Annotated in this window: 16 protein-coding genes and 2 pseudogenes; 9 read left to right on the top strand and 9 right to left on the bottom strand. The window is 61.9% G+C overall.

Features of this window, described 5'->3' with window-relative positions; all coding sequences use genetic code 11:
• Nucleotides 1–6: 6 nt before the first annotated feature.
• Nucleotides 7–1,104: an acyl-CoA dehydrogenase family protein gene (locus C8D93_RS03515; RefSeq protein ID WP_110263747.1), complete on the bottom strand. Its 1,098-nt coding sequence runs from the start codon at nucleotides 1,102–1,104 to the stop codon at nucleotides 7–9.
• Between the two features lie 152 nt (nucleotides 1,105–1,256).
• Between C8D93_RS03515 and C8D93_RS21310 the strand changes: the two are divergent.
• The 8 genes and pseudogenes from C8D93_RS21310 to istB all read left to right on the top strand — a co-directional run.
• Nucleotides 1,257–1,451: pseudogene (locus tag C8D93_RS21310) on the top strand (zinc ribbon domain-containing protein); the annotation flags it as partial.
• Between the two features lie 30 nt (nucleotides 1,452–1,481).
• Entirely contained in the window at nucleotides 1,482–1,730 is a 249-nt protein-coding gene (locus tag C8D93_RS21050; RefSeq protein ID WP_245903801.1) for a Zn-ribbon domain-containing OB-fold protein, read from the top strand.
• Entirely contained in the window at nucleotides 1,727–3,235 is a 1,509-nt protein-coding gene (locus C8D93_RS03505; protein WP_110263745.1) for a class I adenylate-forming enzyme family protein, read from the top strand. The genes C8D93_RS21050 and C8D93_RS03505 overlap by 4 nt, the downstream gene beginning before the upstream one ends.
• Before the next feature lie 12 nt (nucleotides 3,236–3,247).
• Entirely contained in the window at nucleotides 3,248–4,090 is an 843-nt protein-coding gene (locus C8D93_RS03500) for an enoyl-CoA hydratase/isomerase family protein (protein WP_110263744.1), read from the top strand.
• A 7-nt stretch (nucleotides 4,091–4,097) separates the two neighbouring features.
• Nucleotides 4,098–5,717, top strand: coding sequence for a GMC family oxidoreductase (locus C8D93_RS03495; RefSeq protein WP_170123872.1), 1,620 nt, complete (start codon nucleotides 4,098–4,100; stop codon nucleotides 5,715–5,717).
• Between the two features lie 478 nt (nucleotides 5,718–6,195).
• Nucleotides 6,196–6,804, top strand: coding sequence for a transglutaminase-like domain-containing protein (locus tag C8D93_RS03490; protein WP_245903800.1), 609 nt, complete (start codon nucleotides 6,196–6,198; stop codon nucleotides 6,802–6,804).
• A 428-nt stretch (nucleotides 6,805–7,232) separates the two neighbouring features.
• Nucleotides 7,233–8,753, top strand: a complete 1,521-nt coding sequence (gene istA / locus C8D93_RS03485; protein ID WP_110263742.1) for an IS21 family transposase — start codon at nucleotides 7,233–7,235, stop codon at nucleotides 8,751–8,753.
• A 13-nt stretch (nucleotides 8,754–8,766) separates the two neighbouring features.
• Nucleotides 8,767–9,574: pseudogene (gene istB / locus C8D93_RS21305) on the top strand (IS21-like element helper ATPase IstB).
• A gap of 206 nt (nucleotides 9,575–9,780) precedes the next feature.
• On the opposite strand, the gene C8D93_RS20875 reads toward istB, so the two are convergent.
• The 5 genes from C8D93_RS20875 to C8D93_RS21300 form a co-directional block, all read right to left on the bottom strand.
• Nucleotides 9,781–10,785, bottom strand: a complete 1,005-nt coding sequence (locus C8D93_RS20875; protein WP_211307164.1) for a 5' nucleotidase, NT5C type — start codon at nucleotides 10,783–10,785, stop codon at nucleotides 9,781–9,783.
• Between the two features lie 66 nt (nucleotides 10,786–10,851).
• Complete coding sequence (locus C8D93_RS03465) at nucleotides 10,852–11,604, bottom strand: metallophosphoesterase (RefSeq protein ID WP_110263741.1); 753 nt, start codon at nucleotides 11,602–11,604, stop codon at nucleotides 10,852–10,854.
• Nucleotides 11,605–11,677: 73 nt separating this feature from the next.
• On the bottom strand, nucleotides 11,678–12,151 hold the full coding sequence (locus tag C8D93_RS03460) for a hypothetical protein (protein ID WP_110263740.1): 474 nt from the start codon (nucleotides 12,149–12,151) through the stop codon (nucleotides 11,678–11,680).
• Between the two features lie 274 nt (nucleotides 12,152–12,425).
• Nucleotides 12,426–12,782, bottom strand: a complete 357-nt coding sequence (locus tag C8D93_RS03450) for a hypothetical protein (RefSeq protein ID WP_110263738.1) — start codon at nucleotides 12,780–12,782, stop codon at nucleotides 12,426–12,428.
• Nucleotides 12,783–13,044: 262 nt separating this feature from the next.
• A complete protein-coding gene (locus C8D93_RS21300; protein WP_110263737.1) occupies nucleotides 13,045–13,269 on the bottom strand; it encodes a type II toxin-antitoxin system RelB family anti-toxin in 225 nt (74 codons plus the stop codon).
• 183 nt (nucleotides 13,270–13,452) lie between these two features.
• Between C8D93_RS21300 and C8D93_RS03440 the strand changes: the two genes are divergently transcribed.
• Nucleotides 13,453–13,821: a hypothetical protein gene (locus C8D93_RS03440; RefSeq protein ID WP_110263736.1), complete on the top strand. Its 369-nt coding sequence runs from the start codon at nucleotides 13,453–13,455 to the stop codon at nucleotides 13,819–13,821.
• Between the two features lie 34 nt (nucleotides 13,822–13,855).
• Here the strand turns inward: C8D93_RS03440 and C8D93_RS03435 are convergent, their stop codons facing one another.
• From C8D93_RS03435 to C8D93_RS03425, 3 genes are read right to left on the bottom strand one after another with little or no spacing between them, the layout of a single operon-like run.
• Entirely contained in the window at nucleotides 13,856–14,344 is a 489-nt protein-coding gene (locus tag C8D93_RS03435) for a Mov34/MPN/PAD-1 family protein (RefSeq protein WP_170123871.1), read from the bottom strand.
• Nucleotides 14,329–16,014, bottom strand: coding sequence for a ThiF family adenylyltransferase (locus tag C8D93_RS03430; RefSeq protein WP_110263734.1), 1,686 nt, complete (start codon nucleotides 16,012–16,014; stop codon nucleotides 14,329–14,331). The genes C8D93_RS03435 and C8D93_RS03430 overlap by 16 nt, the downstream gene beginning before the upstream one ends.
• 2 nt (nucleotides 16,015–16,016) lie before the next feature.
• A complete protein-coding gene (locus tag C8D93_RS03425) occupies nucleotides 16,017–17,186 on the bottom strand; it encodes a CBASS cGAMP synthase (protein WP_110263733.1) in 1,170 nt (389 codons plus the stop codon).
• Between the last annotated feature and the right edge of the window lie 4 nt (nucleotides 17,187–17,190).

The following is a 17,190-nucleotide window of genomic DNA, read 5'->3' as shown; positions in this document are numbered from 1 at the left end:
CTGAAGTCAGACGGCTACGAGCGCATTGACCAGTCGGCTGGTCCAGCGTCTTCGACTCCCGACCATCTGCGCCAGCAACCTCGAGCGGCGCAAATACAATGAGCAATCGCTTTCCCACGTAAATCCGATCCCGCCATGGAGCTGGATGGCCTCCTCTGCCGCAAAAACGAAGGCATCGGTCGCAGCGAGCCGCGCACCTGCCGCCGCGCGCGGCAACTCGGCAGAACCGACATCAAGCGCCCATGCCCCGTAGTAACAATGGCCGCGCGCCAACTCGATCCGCGCATACATATCCGCCAACTTGTGCTTGACGGCCTGATTGGCACCTATTGGCTTGCCAAAGGCTTTGCGCTGCAAGGCGTAATCGCGCGCCATCAGCAATGCTGCCTCCGCGCCACCCAATTGCTCGAAGGCGGTAAGAATTGCAGCCGAGTCCATCATTCCATCGACGAGGTTCGCGCCCTCGCCCTGCTTGCCTATTCGAACAACGGGAGTAGCGGCGAATTCCACAACTGCATGCCGGCGAATCCGGTCCACTGCGACCACGGAACGGCGAACGACCGAGCGATGATCCAGCGGCGCCAGCCATAACCCATAGCCCCGACCATCCTCTTCGGACCGCGCCGAAACGATCGCCACATCGGCGTGGGGATCTGATACTGGTAACTTGCTTCCACTGAGCTTTCCATCAACAACAACCGCCGAGGGCACGGCGTCCCAGCTGCCCGTACCTTCCGTCAATGCGACAGTGGCTATCGCCTCGCCGGCCGCCAGCCGAGGCAGCCAGAGTGCTGCCGCCTCTCCACCGTGCCGACGAATTATTTCCGTGGCGTAGAGCGCCGACGAAGCGATCGGCACCGGCGCCAGCGCCCTGCCTACCTCTTCTGCGATCACGCAAAGCTCCATGACCCCTAACCCCAGTCCTCCGTCAGCTTCCGGAATCGCCGCCGCAGTCAAGCCCAACTCGACACAGGATTTCCAAAGTGCGCGGTCGTGGCTGTCACCGGCAGCCATGACGGCACGACAACGTGCGGGACCGTCCTTCAGCAGACGTTGCAGCTGCTCGCGCAGCGCCTCCTGCTCATTCGAAAACTGAAAATTCATGCTGCGATTGCCCTCGTGATCCGCATTCGCCCGCGCGGGGATTCGGGTCCGGCTCGGCAGTAATCTAACGACCGCTACAAGCGACCATTACAGGTGCCTCTATTGAGAACAATGCTATACTTTCCACCGTAAGAGCGCAATCACGTCGATGCATGGCTGCGAGGACCGCTTCGCCATTCTGGAGTCTTACTACAGTGAACACATCCTCTTCTTGTGCACGCATTCTGCCAGCTCCTGATCAGCTCACCCTCGCATTCTGGACAGGCGGCGAACACGGCCGGCTGCTCATTCAGCGCTGCGGAAGTTGCCAACATTGCCAGCATCCACCAAGCGCACGATGTCCGCAATGCGGCGCCAACCAATTGGTCCCAGTCACGATGTCCGGACTTGGAACCGTTGCCACTTACACAGTGAACCATCAGGCTTGGCGCCCCGGCCTGTCCGTCCCCTACTCCGTAGCAATTGTGGAGCTTGACGAACAACCTGGCCTGCGTTTGACCACCAACATCGTCGGCTGCGACCCGCAGGCGGTGTACATCGGCCAGCGCGTGCGCGTGCAATTCGAGCAGCAAGAAGACGTCTGGATTCCGTTGTTCACCCCTGAGAAGGGTGCATCCAGGCCATGAGCACACTGATTGCCCGCCTTATCCGCGAGGTCCTCGCGTTGGCCCCGACCGATCCCGCGCTGGAGTTCGAAGGCAGCTGGATCACATGGGGCGAAATCGACACACTGGCTACGTCGCTTGATCGGCAGCTGACTGCGAACGGTCTGGATGAAGGCTGCCGCGTTGGGCTTCTGCTTAGGAATCGCCCACCTCAGTACGCGGCCGCTCTCGGCATTCTGGTGGGCGCACGCTGCTTGGTGGTGCTCAACCCGGTCTTGCCAGACGCCAAGCTTGCAGCCGATATCGCCGCGCTAAGGCTTCCGCTCGTGATCGGCGAACGCTCCGACCTTGAGCGCCCTGGCGTTCGGGCGAGTCTGCGCGAAGCCGACACGGGCGCAATCGCCTTGTCTGACAAACTCACACAGCCGCCGGAGCTGATTCCGGCGCCTGAGGTGACATCGGATCATGGCGGACGTTCGCCCGGCATCATGATCGAGCTGCTCAGCAGCGGTACCACCGGCACGCCCAAGCGCATCCCATTGCGAACCAAGAGTTTTGAGGCAAGCTTCGCTGCCGGCGCCTCCTATAAACGACGCCCCGCCAAAGAGAGGGTGCAGCTTCGTTCAGGCATCGTCTTCCTGACGCTACCCTTCTCTCACATCAGCGGATTCTGGTCCTTGATTCAGCAAGTCACCGCAGGTCGGAAGGCGGTGCTGTTCGAGCGTTTCAAGCTCGATCAAGTACGCGCCGCGATCGTAAGGCACCGTCCCGCCGTGTTCACGGCACCGCCAACGGTGCTGCGAATGATCCTCGACGCGCAGATCCCGAGAGAGGAGCTCGCAAGCCTGCGCGCAATCATTGCTGGCACCGCGCCGCTCGATGCAGCTGTGATAGACGAATTCTTTGAGCGATACGGTATTGCCGTACTTCAAACCTATGGCGCCACGGAATTCGCAGGCGCAGTTGCGAGCTGGTCCATCGAAGACTTCCGGGCACACCGTATCGACAAGCGCGGCTCGGTCGGCCGCGTGCACGAGGGCATCGAAGCACGTGTCGTCGACCCGCAGACCTTTGTGCCGCTGGCGCCCGGCGAAGAAGGGTTGCTCGAACTCAGGGCTGCCAGACTCGGTGATTCGGCCAGTTGGCTTCGCACAACCGACCGCGCAATCCTGGATAGCGATGGCTTTCTCTACATCCGCGGCCGGGCCGATGACGCGATCGTGCGTGGCGGTTTTAAGGTCCACCCGGATGATGTGGTGCGCGCGCTGGAGACGCATCCAGCCATCCGTGAGGCGGCTGTGACCGGAATTCCTGATCCACGCCTCGGGGCGGTCCCGGTCGCGGCAGTCATCCTCAGGACTGACTGTATCGCGCCAGACGAAACTTCACTGAAGAACTACCTGCGCCAGCAACTCTCGCCCTACCAGATTCCCACACAAATCCGGCATGTGCCGGAATTGCCCAGAACGCCGTCGATGAAGGTCAGCCAGCCGGCACTTCGGGATCTGTTTCTTGCAAAGAACTGAGAGGAGAACACGATGAAGCAAGGCAAGCGGGTTGGGCCTTCCGTGAAGTGCACTGAAGGCGATTATAAGACTCTGTTGATTGAGGTCGGGCCTGACAAGGTTGCAACGGTCACTCTGAATCGACCGGATGCGTTGAACGCCTTCTCGTATCAGATGATGTGCGAGTTCCGCGAACTCTGGCCCCGCATCCAGCAGGACGATGACGTACATGCTGTTGTGTTGCGCGCAGCCCCGGGGCGCGCATTTTCGACTGGGGCAGACGTCAAGGCCGCCGAGATTGAACCCTTCGTCGACTTTTCGCGCCCGTTTGAACAACGCGACCCCGGTGAGTACCTCGGCCCGAAGTCCAACCATTGCTGGAAGCCGGTCATTGGAGCAGTGCATGGGCTGTGCTGTGCAGGGGCATTTTACTGGATCAACGAATGTGATTTTCTAATCGCTGCCGAGAATGCCCAGTTCTTCGACCCACACGTTTCCTACGGCATGGTCGCTGCCGTGGAGCCTATCGGCCTGACCTACCGGATTCCTTACGGCGAGGTCATGCGCATGATGCTGCTGGGCAATGATGAACGCGTCAGCGCGCAGACCGCTCTTCGGATCGGTCTGGTCAGCGAAGTGCTCGAAACGCCTGAAGCGGCCTGGAGCCGGGCCCATCACCTCGCATCGCAGATTGCCGCCAAGCCCAGCATTGCCGTGCAAGGCACCGTGCGCGCTGTCTGGGAATCGCAGGATGTGCCGCGCTCGACCGCCCTTGTTCAAGGCTTTCGGATGCCCATGCTCGGAAATCCACTTGGCCAAGCACAACTCGATCATCTCACGATGATCCGCGGCGGCAAAAAGTTTGAGACCCGGTGAGATGAGCATGTACGATTTCATCGTCGTCGGCGCCGGCTCGGCAGGCTGTGCGCTCGCCTGCCGCCTGACAGAGGATCCGCAGCACAATGTTCTGCTAATCGAGGCAGGGCCGCAGGACTACAGTCCCTTCATCCACATGCCGCTGGGCTTTCAACGGTTAATGGACAATCCGAAGTACGACTGGCGCTATCAACCCGAGCCGTTCATATCCCGCCCGGAGAAACCCCATCAGTGGATCCGTGGCCGCATGCTTGGCGGCAGCAGCAGCATCAACGGCATGATCTATGTCCGTGGCCAGCCGCAGGACTATGATGGGTGGGCGGCGCTCGGCTGTTCCGGCTGGAGCTGGAATGACGTGCTCCCGGTTTTTCGGGCAATGGAAAATCACGCGCTGGGAGCCAACGCATCGCGAGGCACCGGCGGCCCTGTCGATATCAGCTGCAATCCTGAACATTTAGAGCTGTGTGACGCTTACATTCAGGCAGGCCATCAAGCCGGACTGCCAATCAAGACCGACCTCAATGAGGGCGATCAGCTCGGAATTGGATACTTTCAACGCACGATCAGCGGCGGTCGCAGGGTCAGCGCTGCTACCGCCTTTCTACGACGCTGCCGTGGCCGCAAGAACCTTACCATCATCACCTCAGCACAAGTGGGGAAGGTTCTGTTCGATGGCAGGCGCGCGACCGGCGTTTCCTGTCTGCATAACGGCCAATGGCACACCTACCCAGCATCACGGGAAGTCATCCTGTCCGCCGGAAGCATTGCGAGCCCGCAGCTGTTGCAGCTGTCTGGTATCGGGCCTGCGGATGTATTGCGCGCGGCCAATGTGGATGTGTTGCACGATAGCCCCGGCGTCGGCACCAACCTGCAGGAGCATTTTTTTGCGGGTTGCGTTCATTCCGTACGATCCGGCAGCCTCAACGATCAGTTTCGAGGCATGAACCTCGTCCGAAACCTATTGCGCTACCTTTTTCTCAAGGAAGGTGTGATGGCCCTTCCCGCCGCGCTAGTGGGTGCATTTGTGAAAACCCGACCCGGCATCGAGCGCGCCAATGCGCAGTGGCACATGGCGCCACTGCGCGTCGAAGAAGGCGAGGACATCGGCGCCGGAGGTGGCAAGGCCAACATCAAGCTTTCTAAGATCGCCGGCATGACCAGCTTCGGCTACAAGATGCAACCAACGCCCAACGGGAGCATCACAATCCGATCACCGGACCCCATGGAGCCACCCTGCATTCGCCATGAGCATCTCGTCTCCGAAGACGATCGGCGCACCATGGTAGAGATCCTGCGCTTCACCCGCTACATCGCCGAACAACCTGCTTTGCGTGACTACATCATCGAAGAGGTGAGCCCAGGGCCGCAGGTGCAGAGTGACGATGCGCTCTTGGAGCATGCGTTCCGGACCGGAAATCTTGGCTATCACCCGGTGGGGACCTGCAAGATGGGTACGGATCACAATGCAGTTGTCGATCCGCTGCTTCGTGTTCGCGGCGTCGAAGGTCTGCGTGTGGCAGACGCGTCGGTTATGCCAGTCATCACATCTGGAAACACCAATGCTCCGAGCATGATGATCGGCCTGAAGGCAGGAGACCTGATCCGCGCCGATCACTCTACTCCGTAGTTCGGAGGCTCACGAAGAACGAAGTTGGGCGCTGTAGGCCTTCCACCTCCAAGCAGGTGCGCCCTGCCGGGCGCACCAAAAAAACGGCGGGACGCCTAGTAGGGCATCCCGCCAGGAGCGCACCGCAAGCCGGTTGGGTCGGCATTGGGCGCGGGGAGAGTCGGGCTATGCGTGCGCAGTCTCGGCCACGCGCCCTTCGGTCACGGGCGCGGCCTGCTGGCTTCCTGGCGGCACCTTGCGTCGCTGAACACGTGCTTGACCATCAAATGGAGCACAGATGAAGTCGAACCTTTCCCCCGAAGATCACGCGTTTCGCGCCATCCCAGGAAATTCAGGAGTTCATCGTGACCGCTCATGAGGACTTTCTCGCCCCCACGGCCATCATCAATGCCGACCACCCGAAGGTACGGGACTTTGCGCACGGCATCAGGGCACCTCGACCGCCGTCTGTGCGCGTGCGACCGCTCTGTATTACGCGGTGCGTGACGGTTTCCGCTATGACCCTTACGATCTGGTGCTGACTCAGCATGGCCTGAGCGCCAGCCGCGTGCTGGAAGCCGGGCGCGGCTGGTGCGTCACCAAAGCCGTTTTGCTGGCCGCGGCCTGTCGCGCTGTCGGAATTCCGACAAAGGTCGGATTCGCCGATGTGCGCAATCATCTGTCCACCGCGCGGCTGCGCGAGACCATGAAGACCGACCTGTTCTTCTGGCATGGCTACACGTCGATCCAGATCAACGGCCAGTGGCTCAAGGCGACGCCGGCATTCAACATCGAGTTGTGCGAGCGCTTCGGACTGCTGCCGCTGGAGTTCGATGGCCGTGCCGATTCGATCTATCACCCGTTCGATCGCGCCGGGAACCGCCACATGGAGTATCTGTCAATGCGGGGGGAATTCGCTGATGTTCCACTGGAGGAGATGGTGCGGACCTTCGCCGAACACTACGGCCACATGAGCCGGCTCAGCGACGCGAACTTTGACGACGACGTGGCGCGCGAGACACAGCCGGCGCCCGCAAGGCATCCGGATGCTGAACCAAAGACTGCCGACGTGACCGTCGGGCAATCGTCAAGTAGTCCCTCAGAGTGAGCGGACCTCAGTACGGCGATTGCCTGCGTCACCTGCCGTCGATGGCGGCGCCCTGCTGTGAGGACTGGGCAGAGTTTGCGGCGAGGTCGCCATGGCCAACCACAACAGAGATCTGTAGATGACGACTAAACCATCAGGTGCAGCCGTGTTCGTTCTCGCCCTTCTCTCACTCTCATGTTGTCGCGGATCGCCGCTATGGAGCCAAACCGGGATCGGCGTTATGGAGCTAGGCGAAGATCGCCGTAATGGCGCCAGCGGATGATCGGCGTATTGGAGCCACGCCAGGATCGCCGTAATGGAGCCAGTCGATGATCGGCGCAATGGCGCCACTGGGGTGAGCTAGAAATCGGGGTCTCGGATCTTCCTTCACGACCGCTACCCTCGCGGCCTTTTGGCCGGAGGGCGCGGTGAGCAATCGGAGATTCGAGATGTATCACTACCGACAGGTTCTGGTGCGCATGCGCCAGGGCGACACCGACCGCGCGATCGCCCGGTCCGGTCTGATGGGCCGGCGCAAGGCCGGCGAGGTGCGCGAGCTGGCCGCTTCGCGCGGCTGGCTCGATGCGACGATGCCGCTGCCCGACGACGCCGAACTGGCATCGACCTTCGAGCGCACGACGACGCTGCCGGCGACATGCGTGTCGTCGCTGGCACCGTTCCGCGATCAGATCAAAGCCTGGGCCGAGGCCGGCATCCAGGGCACGACGATGCACGCGGCGCTGGTGCGCAATCGCGGCTACACCGGCAGCTACTCGGCGGTGCGCCGCGTCCTGCAGAGCCTGGCTACGTCGCGCCCGCCGGACGCGACCGTGCGACTGGCCTTCGCGCCGGGCGAAGCGGCACAGGTCGACTTCGGCGCCGGGCCCGAGCTGGTCGACGGCAGCACCGGCGAGATCCGCAAGACCTGGTTCTTCGTGATGACGCTGTGCTGGTCGCGCCACCAGTACGTCGAGCTGATCTGGGACCAGCGCGTCGAGACATGGCTGGCCTGCCATCGCCGTGCCTTCGAGTGGTTCGGCGGTGTGCCGGCACGGGTCATCATCGATAACGCCAAGTGCGCCATCACCAGGGCTTGCGCCCGCGATCCCGAGGTGCAGCGCGCCTATGCCGAATGCGCCGAAGGTTACGGCTTTCGCATCGACGCCTGTCGGCCACGCGATCCACAGAAGAAGGGCATCGTCGAAGCCGGGGTCAAGTACGTGAAACGCAGCTTCCTGCCGCTGCGCGACTTTCGCGATCTGGCCGATGCCAATCGCCAGCTCGCGGATTGGGTCATGGGCGCGGCCGGCAATCGCAGCCACGGCACCACGCGCGAGCAGCCGCTGGCGCGCTTTGCGACGGAGAAGCCACTGCTGCAGGCGCTGCCCGACGTGCCGCCGGCCCTGGGCGTGTGGGCCGGGGTCACCGTACACCGCGATGGCCACGTGCAATTCGAGTCGGCGTACTACTCGGTGCCGTTTGCCTTGATCGGACAGAGGCTCTGGCTCAAAGCCACCGTCGGCACCGTGCAGCTGTACCGCAAGCATGTGCTGGTCGCCACGCATCTGCGGCAGACGCGCAAAGGGGCCCGTGCCACCGTGCGCGATCACCTGCCGCCGGAGGCGATTGCCTGGGCCATGGCCGACCCGCAGTGGTGCCTCAAGCAGTCCGAGCGCATCGGCACGTCCTGCCACGCGCTGATCCGGCGGTTGTTTGCCGATCGCGTGCTCGACAATTTGCGCGCGGCCCAGGGCGTGATCCGTCTGGAGAAAAGCTACGGCGCGATCCGCGTCGAAGCGGCCTGCGCACGGGCGCTGTCCTTCGATGCGCCGCGCTACCGCACCGTCAAGGACATCCTCGCCAAGGGCCTGGACCAGCAGCATGCCCAGCTCGCCTTCGACGGCCTGGCCGACACCTACACGCGCGGCGGCCGCTTCTGCCGCGATACCCCCTCCCTGCTCAAGCACTGATCGAGACACGACCATGAATCCCATTCCCGAGCTCACCCCGCATCTCAAGCAGCTGCGCCTGTCCGGCATCCTCGACTCGCTGGAAACCCGTAATCGCCAGGCCATCGACAGCAAGCTCGCTTACACCGAGTTTCTCGCGCTGCTGATCTCCGACGAAGTCGCCCGCCGCGAGCAGAAGAAGCTGCAGACCCGGCTGCGCCGTGCGTCCTTCCGCGCGCAGAAAACCATCGAGCAATTCGACTTCGCCCGGCTGCCCGGGCTCAACCGCGCGCTGATCCAGGATCTGGCCACCGGGCGCTATCTCGACGAGCGGGTCGCAGTGCTGACCGCAGGGCCCTGCGGCACCGGCAAGAGTCATCTGGCCCAGGCGCTGGGTCACTGCGCCGTGCGTCAGGGCCGCCGACGTGATCTTCACCACCCAGACCCAGCTCGTCGGCAGCCTGCATGCGGCCCGCGCCACCGGCGTCTTCGATCGGCGCTTCGCGCATTACGCCAAGGCGGATCTGCTGATCGTCGACGACTTCGGCTTGAAACCACTGCGCCCGCCGCACGACGAGGATTTCCACGACCTCATCGCCGAACGCTACGAGCGCGCCGCCACGATCCTCACCAGCAACCTCGACTTCGAAGAGTGGGGCGATGCGTTTCCGGCCAACAAGGTGCTCGGCGCCGCCACCCTCGATCGCCTGCGCCACGGCGCCTACCGCGTGATCCTCGACGGCGAGTCCTACCGTGCGCCGCGACCGCTGCCGGAGGCATCCACCGCGCGGTCCGAGAACACGCCGAAATCAGCACTTGCCAAGGCAGCCAGAAACGCCTGATTCTTCGCCCGTCCGAGACCCCGGTTTCGGCCACTTGCCAGTGGCGCCATTACGCCGATCTTCGGTGGCTCCAATACGGCGATCCGTGACACTTGTCGTAGACCTCGTTGATCAGGCAGATTCGCCCCTGCGAGGCGACAGCGCCAGTTCGACCACTGGCTGAGCATCTCCGACGGCACTCAGGTATTGGGGAGCGCCTCTCCCTCTCACGGAACCCACTCGCCCGATGAAGCGATCGCGTCGTGCATCGCGTCAGGCGCAAGATCAATTCCGCCGGGCCACGACACCGCGCCAAGCTCGACACGAACATCAGCGAATCGGGCGGGATCGCGCAGCCCCGCGAACACGCCGGCGCGGTCCGACTGAATCAGCCGACTCATTCGGACGACACCAGTCACCCCATCGATGAAGACGACGCGCAGGCAATAGTCCGGTAGGGCCGCGACGGAATGGACGCGCCACGCGGCACCCAAATGCTTGGCGCCAGTGGTCTCCGGGCCCCAAGGGTTTACCGTCTCTCCCCGAAGCATGGCCGCATACGCCTCGCCCGTCAGCGACTCCGGGTGCGCCTCCTGGAGATCCTTCCACTTGCTCAGCGTCCGGGTGGCACGCGCCCCTTCGGTATGAAGGCCCCTGGGCCCTGCGCCACTCGCTCGGCTCAGCAGAGTTCCGATGGCTGCAACGCCAGAGTCGGGTCGAGCGGCTCCAGAAGCACCAGACTCAGAGCGCAGATGCAGATACTCGAGGACGCTGTCCCACGTCGGGAAGCGTGCAGAGCCGAAGTGAACCAGCTCACCCTCGAATCGGTCCTGCCCTTTTCCGCTGACGTTGTCATCGATCAGTACATCGCCCCGGAGCAGTGACTTGTCTGAGCACAAGATCAGGCGCTTCGCCAGCGGATAATCAAACATCTTCTCCACCCAGACCCTTTTCTCCGAGTAACACGCCGGGTTGCGCGTTGACGGCGCCGAAAGGATCCAGACGTCGAAGCGCGGATCGCTCCGTAGCTGTGTCACCGCTTCAACCGCACCGCTCATAGGGCGCAGTGATGCGAAGAGCCCTGGGATGCTTTGAGGAAACACGACGTCTGGATGCGTGCGCGCCGCATCCATGTAGGCCGCTGCGATATCGCAGAGCACGCCATCCATGTCGACGAAAACGCGCAGTTGCGAATGCACACGGCCTTCGGAAGCGCTGACGTCAGCGGTCACCACTCGGGGGCTTTGCGTATTCGGCGATTGAGGCATGGCAGATCAGCCGCTGCTGCATTCTCTCTATCAGGCGAACGTGAACTGCCCGTGCGGACGAAACCCGATGGCTTCGTTGTCCGGGTAGCCCCACTGATTGGAGAGGACGCGAACGCCGTTGACGAGGCCGTCGGCATTGTAGTGGGTATGGCCATGCACCCACATCCGCACCGGTGCGCGCAGCAGGTGATCGGCGTTCGAGTGAAAGGCAGTCGTACTGATCTGGCCTGCAAAGTACGGCGCTACGGTCTTCAGCGTCGGCGCATGGTGAGTGACGACGAGAACCGGGCGATCGGCCGCGGCGATCTGCTGATCGAGCCAGTAGGCACTTTGTGCGAACAGCTCGACCGTCCGCTGAGGTCTGAGTTTCTGCCCGTGATCGCGGACGATCAGGAAGTCGGCCATGGACTGTTCTGCCCATCGCATCGCGAGGTCTGCCGACTCTGCGCCGAGGGCCCCGAAATCTGTCCAAAACGTGGCGCCAAGGACTCGAAGGCCCATGCAGTCGTAGACGCCGCGCTCAAGCACGTGGACATTCGTACCCAGCGCCAGAGCTTTGCACTCCGCCACTATTGAGTTGAGATCATTTCGGTAGTACTCGTGGTTGCCGAGAACGTAGACCACCGGAACGTGCGGGAACGTTCTCGCTGCCCAGCGCACGCCTTCGAGCCCAACATCGATATCGCCTGCGAGAACGACGAGCTCTTCGGCACGCTGCTCGTTGAACTGCGGCGCGTATCGACCAAACTCGAGATGCAGATCGGAATAGATACGAATCTTCATCAGCCTACGCCGTCAACGCTTGCCGGCGGCAAGCCCCTTCCGGGGCTTGGTTGCGCCCCGCTTCTTGCGATCGTCAATCGGTCTGGCGTGCTTTCCTTTCGCTGCACGACGCTTTGAAGGGGCGCTTCGCGCCCGGTTCCGTTGGTCCGCTCGCGGCTGATTCAACGGGCCTCGCGGACTCCAATACCTGCCCCAGCTGCGCCAGGGACAGGCGGAGCGCAATCGTTCGGACAAGGCTCAGATATCTCTCGCAGACCCCGCCGTGCCAAAGCGTCCAAAGCTCATGGACCGCTCGAGCGTCTTCGCAGTCGGTCTTGATCTTGAATAACTCGACGTCAACGCCTGGAATGTCCAAGCTGACGAGTTCGCCCCCGGAGAAATCCTTCGGAACGAACACGCCTTCGAAGGTTCGCATGTCGATCAGTCCAATGACGGTAAGCACGTGATCCGGCATGTCAGGCGGGCAATGCTCGACAAGCATCGGAATGGCAAGACCTTTCCTGAGCGCCGACTGCGCGCTGGTGGTCAAGTGTTCAATGGCTGGCATCGGTTTGCTCCGATTCATTCGGGAATGGCACCGCTTTGCCCACTCTCGGGCGAGGGGCTCGTGAGATCGTGCGTGGCGCAGGGTTCGGCCTCAACATCAAACGCGCTGGTGATCTCTGCCGGCACGTAGGGGCCGAAGTCCGCTGTGCCAGCCAGCCTGACCACGTAGTGCCAACCCTCTGTGTCTTCGAGGACGCGAAGAACCTGGGTGGGACTGCCGCGACGACGGAACACGAGGAGTCTGCGGAACCTGCCGGCAGATTCGGATGCGACAGTCATGCGCCAGCCTGCCCGCGAACGCGCAGCGCTTCTGCCATCAGCTCAGCGCCGTGGCGTTCCCATAGATGATCAGCGAGCGCCTGGCCAAGCTGTAGGTCGGCGACGTCGGTACCGAAGATGCGGTCGGCCATGCCGGGCCACAACAACGGAGACGGCGCCATTGCAAAGAACTTCGCCGGTCCGCAGCTCGCGATGACGGCCACTTGATTCGTCGGAACGATTCCATACTGGACCCAGGTGACCTCCGGATACTGCTTGTCCGGGCAAGCGTTCACCTGAGAGATCACCTCTTCCCTCGCGATGTAGCCGTCCAGGCCAGATCCGGTCAGCGGTCCCATCTGCAAGCCGTCCATCACCGGACTTCCTCGCGCGTGAGCGAAGTAACGCGGTCAGAAGCGGCGTGATTCTGGAGGAAGCTGGTGGAAGTCGGCATGGAATCTACGGTCGAACCTTTGCTTGCCAGTTGAACTGGCTGGTTTCGACCGCGTTTCCCGGCTCCTGTCGCGGCTTCGGACTGCCCGCTGGCCACTTCGACAGGGTTGGTTGCGCCGGGAGGCGCCGACAGGGTGATTATTGCCTACTGGAAATACGGCTGTCGAGGGGTGCCGGCAGCTGTCAATGCTTCTTGAGGAGCTGGTCTGGCGTCACTCCCAAGGCCCGAGCGAGCTTATCGATGGCGTCGATGGATACCGACCTGAGCCCCGATTCAACCTGGCTGAGGTACGACTGACCCATGTCCGCTCTTGCGCACAGCTCCTCTTGGGTCAGGTTCTTTGTCTGGCGCAGCCGCCGTACGTTGACACCCAGCAGTTCTCGTAACTTCGTCGCCGGCTTCCGCATAGGAAGCTAGCGTCAGGGCGCAGGACTGGACGGTCCATTTCCACTTGGGAATAATCTGCATGCCGGCGCGAGCGGAACGTGGTGCCCGGCCCATGGCTTCCGAGCGGACAAGCCCGGAGGGAGGCCGATGGGCGTTCCGCTGCGGTCGAACACTGTGGGCCCGTTGTCGTGGAGGCGTCATCAGTGTCATTCCGCTTGGTCTACGGGGATCACGAGCTGTCGATCGAGCTGCCATTCGAGCCGCACATCGAGGACCGGGTTCTTGCGTTGCTCACGAAGGGAGCCGAAAAAGGCCACCCTGACCGCTCTGCGACTGAGTTCGTCCAAGGACTCGTCACGATCGTCACCGACTTGCTCGAACGCGCGCCGTTACCACCCTCTGAAAAGCAGGTTCAGTACGCGCTACAGATCGCAAGAACGTTGAGTCTGCAGCTTCCCGCTGATGTCCTGCAGCTGCGAGAGGCCATGACAGCCTTTCTGGAGGAGCACGCTCCGGAGTATCGTCGCCGACGATCTGCTGAGCGCGGCGCCCTAGGCTCCTACTCGCGATAACCGCGGCCTGTGAGCAATTTGCTGTCTGGCTCGTCTAGGCTTGGCCGACACCCTCGACTGACGACTCGAGTACGACAAGACGCGACTTGTGCGCCATTCCAATCCATCGGCATTCGGTGCCTTCTATCCAGAACAGCAGAGGCCGCGAGCGGTGTTCGTAAATCTTGCGCCATTCGCGCCGATCAACTCCGCTCGGCGTCGGATAACGCTCCGGATGGGTGTGCCACTCACCCAAATAGTCGCAACGCCCATCCGTAAGTGCCCAATGCTTGGCGGCAATTCGGGCATGGCTTTCGTCCAGACGATCAAACGAGAAGCGCGTCCGCGAGTCTTCGTGATCTGGTGTGGTCGCATGCACGATGTGCAAATGTTTCTGACGCCGATACCCGAGCAGCACTCCCCCAGCTTCGCTGTCTCCAAGCAATCGCTGTCGATGTGACGCAATCTGGGCGACGACGCTGTCCTCAATCAGTATCCATGCAGCGCGTTCGCCGGGACGCGGAAGAACTAGCGTGCCTGGCATGCTGGGCATCCAGCGATCGGTTCGAGATCTTTGTTCTTCACCTGATTCACGTCGGCCCGTTCCATAGCTCGCGTCCGAAACCGCGGAGATACATTTCCTTTCAGCCAGTCGGCGACCATGTCTGTGGCGAGTGCCGCCGCACTCATCGGGGCAGATACAGCGTATGGAGTGAAGGCTTGGCATCCCTTGAAGCCTTCAATGGGCGATGCATTCAGCAACTTGAATCGGTCTTGAAAGTAATGCGGACCGGGAGGCCTTCGAAGACAGCGGAAGCACGCGTACCTCCTGTCGTCCGTCCACAGCGCCTGGACGGCTTCGCCATTTCCACGTACAGACACAAACAGGAATGGCGGCACCGTACGATTTGCTGCAAGTCGATAGTGATTGAGCATCTCGCTCACCGCTTCCTTGCCCGTAGCATCAATGAGCAGATCCGTCATCAGCAGCTTCTGGTTCAGCGAAACTGCGCCAACCTTGGACTCCACGACGATTCCAGGGAACTGGCGTCTCAGGTCATCGGCCATAGCCTCGGCCTTCGGCAGCCCCCAGCTATTCATTCCGAGGTAGTGCCGCCCAACGTTCTCCGGTCCGATGGTGCCCGGGTCGTGCAGCATGAGCGCGCCGCGACGCCCCCTCCCCGCCCCCATGCCGGACAGCGCTTTAGCGAGAAAGCCACCGATAGCCCCGCATCCGACCAGCGTTATTTTCTTGTCGGTCAAATCCCTGAACATCAAGTTCCGGGAGTGTACGAACTTCGGCGACACATCCTCGACTACGATTCGCGTGATCTCAGTCCGACCACCCGCGTTGTGAAGCCAGTTCTTGAAGTGAGCAGGCTTCCTCCGATAGCCCTGCCGCACGAGTTCGTCGAACTTGAAGCTGACACCGAGCCACCCCGCCGGCGTTTCGATCGCGAGCATGAGGCCTTTGAATCGAAGGTAGTCCTTGTCGTGTTCTAAAAATACTTGCAGTTCGTTGCTGAGTGCTGGGTCCCATGTCTTGAAATACGCAAAAAGCTCCTTGACGGTTGCCGGCAGATTCTTTGCTGGAGCCGCTGGATAGACGGTTGACCTCAGGATCCGAAAGTACGACGAGCTATCCTCAACGGTGGGGTATCCAATTGAACTCGCCAGCGCGCGAACCTCGTCGGAAGACGTGGACGCGACCCGCAGCTGCTGTTCGTCCCGCTTCAGCCTGAAAACCGGCGCTTGACTGGCGCCGTCGTCGACTGTCCCCACTAGAAGCTTCCACGTCCACCGCTGATTGATCGCCCAGTACGCGAGGAATTCGTCCTGTATGTCTTTCGCTTGCTTCGCGGGGTTGCGCACCAGTCCATCGAGGACGTCGCGTGCCTCCGCAATACATAATAGGATTGCGCCCACTGGATTGAAGCGGTCAAGCACCAGGCTTTCAGGGCGTAGATAACAAAAATCGCCATCGGCAGTGGCATGCGGGAGCAGTTCTGGCAGAAACGATGGTCGATCCAGCAACTGAATGCGCGGGTAGTCGAGAAACTCCCAGTCCTCGACCACAAGTCGAACCGGAACAGTGCCGCGAGAAAGCTTCAGCGGTCCTTCAAAGACCCTGCGTGCGCCCCTGCTGCGTCGCGCGCTGAAGCCACGGGAATTTAGCGCGCGCAGCACCTCGCCCAGCGTCTGAGCGTCCAGCACGTCTAGCCAGCGGTGGTCGTCTTCACCTTCGGGCTCGGAACGTACTGCGGCGCTGAAGCTTGGACAGCGTCAATCGCACCTGCCTCCAGCTCAACCCAGTCTTCGATGAAGGGAATTCGGTCACCGAGTTGCCGGCGGAGGTCGTTGATGGCCTCAGCCTTCTGGACAGCGCTGCGGCCTCGCGCCTGCCGGAGCGCGGCACGAAGCGACGCGGCGGCGTCGGCCGCGAAGGTGCGCTCGGTCGCGCTGAGGCGATTGAAGTCTTCCGTTCCGTCGCCGATGGCCCTTTCGTACACATTGCCACGAAGTTCGCTCGCAAGTCGCGCGGCCGCCTCTTCCAGCACCAAGTCGTCGCGACGCGGATTCGGAACAAATCCCCGCGCAACGATGATCATCAGCAGGATCGAACTAGGTCCGCCGGTGGTCCAGTGGAAGTCGCGCCAAGCCTTCACGTACCGGCAAATCCGCTGCAGCTGTTCGCCGTGGACGCTGATGCAGTCCTGGAACCACTGAGCGACCGCGCCAGGGTCCGACGGCTTCCACTCACCGGCACGCGTCGCCATCACAATCGTTTCAAGGTCTTCCCATGCGAACGGCTCTTCTTCCAAGGTATCCAGCACCCCCGCCTGCGCTTTGTTGAGCGCGCTTCTTTGGGCGAACTCCACGCGCTCCGTGATCAGCGCGAACTGCTCCTCGGGTGCGGCGTACAGCGGGATATCGATGTGTGCCCACGAATCCACTTCGATGCGGATGCAGGTGTCTTTACACGCCCTGCCCTCGAGAAGCTTCCAACCCTCTTGCTTACAGAGGCCCTGCAGAAGCCCCTCCACCAGTTCGAAGTACACCTTCGCAGCAACCTTTGGCCGCTGGTTCTCCCACAGCTTCGCTGGCAGGTAGACGCCATAGTCCCAGTCCATCTGCTGGGGTGGAAGCTCGGCCGGTCGTACGCAGGTCTGGTACATCCAGGACCCCTGCGTCCGGAACTTGGGCGTCACCATCGCATCCATGCCAAGCACCGTTTTGCTGGCTTGGCGAATGCCGTCCCGCAGATGGTCACGAATTTTGTTTTTGCATTCGACAAGAAAGCGCTTTTGCCAGGGCTCTGGCTCAATCTGGCGGCCGAACGGCTCCGGACGGGTCTCATAAAGGAACAGCTTGTTGAGCTTGAGCACGGTT

The organism is Sinimarinibacterium flocculans (assembly GCF_003201205.1).
Classification (GTDB): domain Bacteria; phylum Pseudomonadota; class Gammaproteobacteria; order Nevskiales; family Nevskiaceae; genus Solimonas; species Solimonas flocculans.
This window is presented reverse-complemented; position numbering and strand designations above follow the sequence as displayed.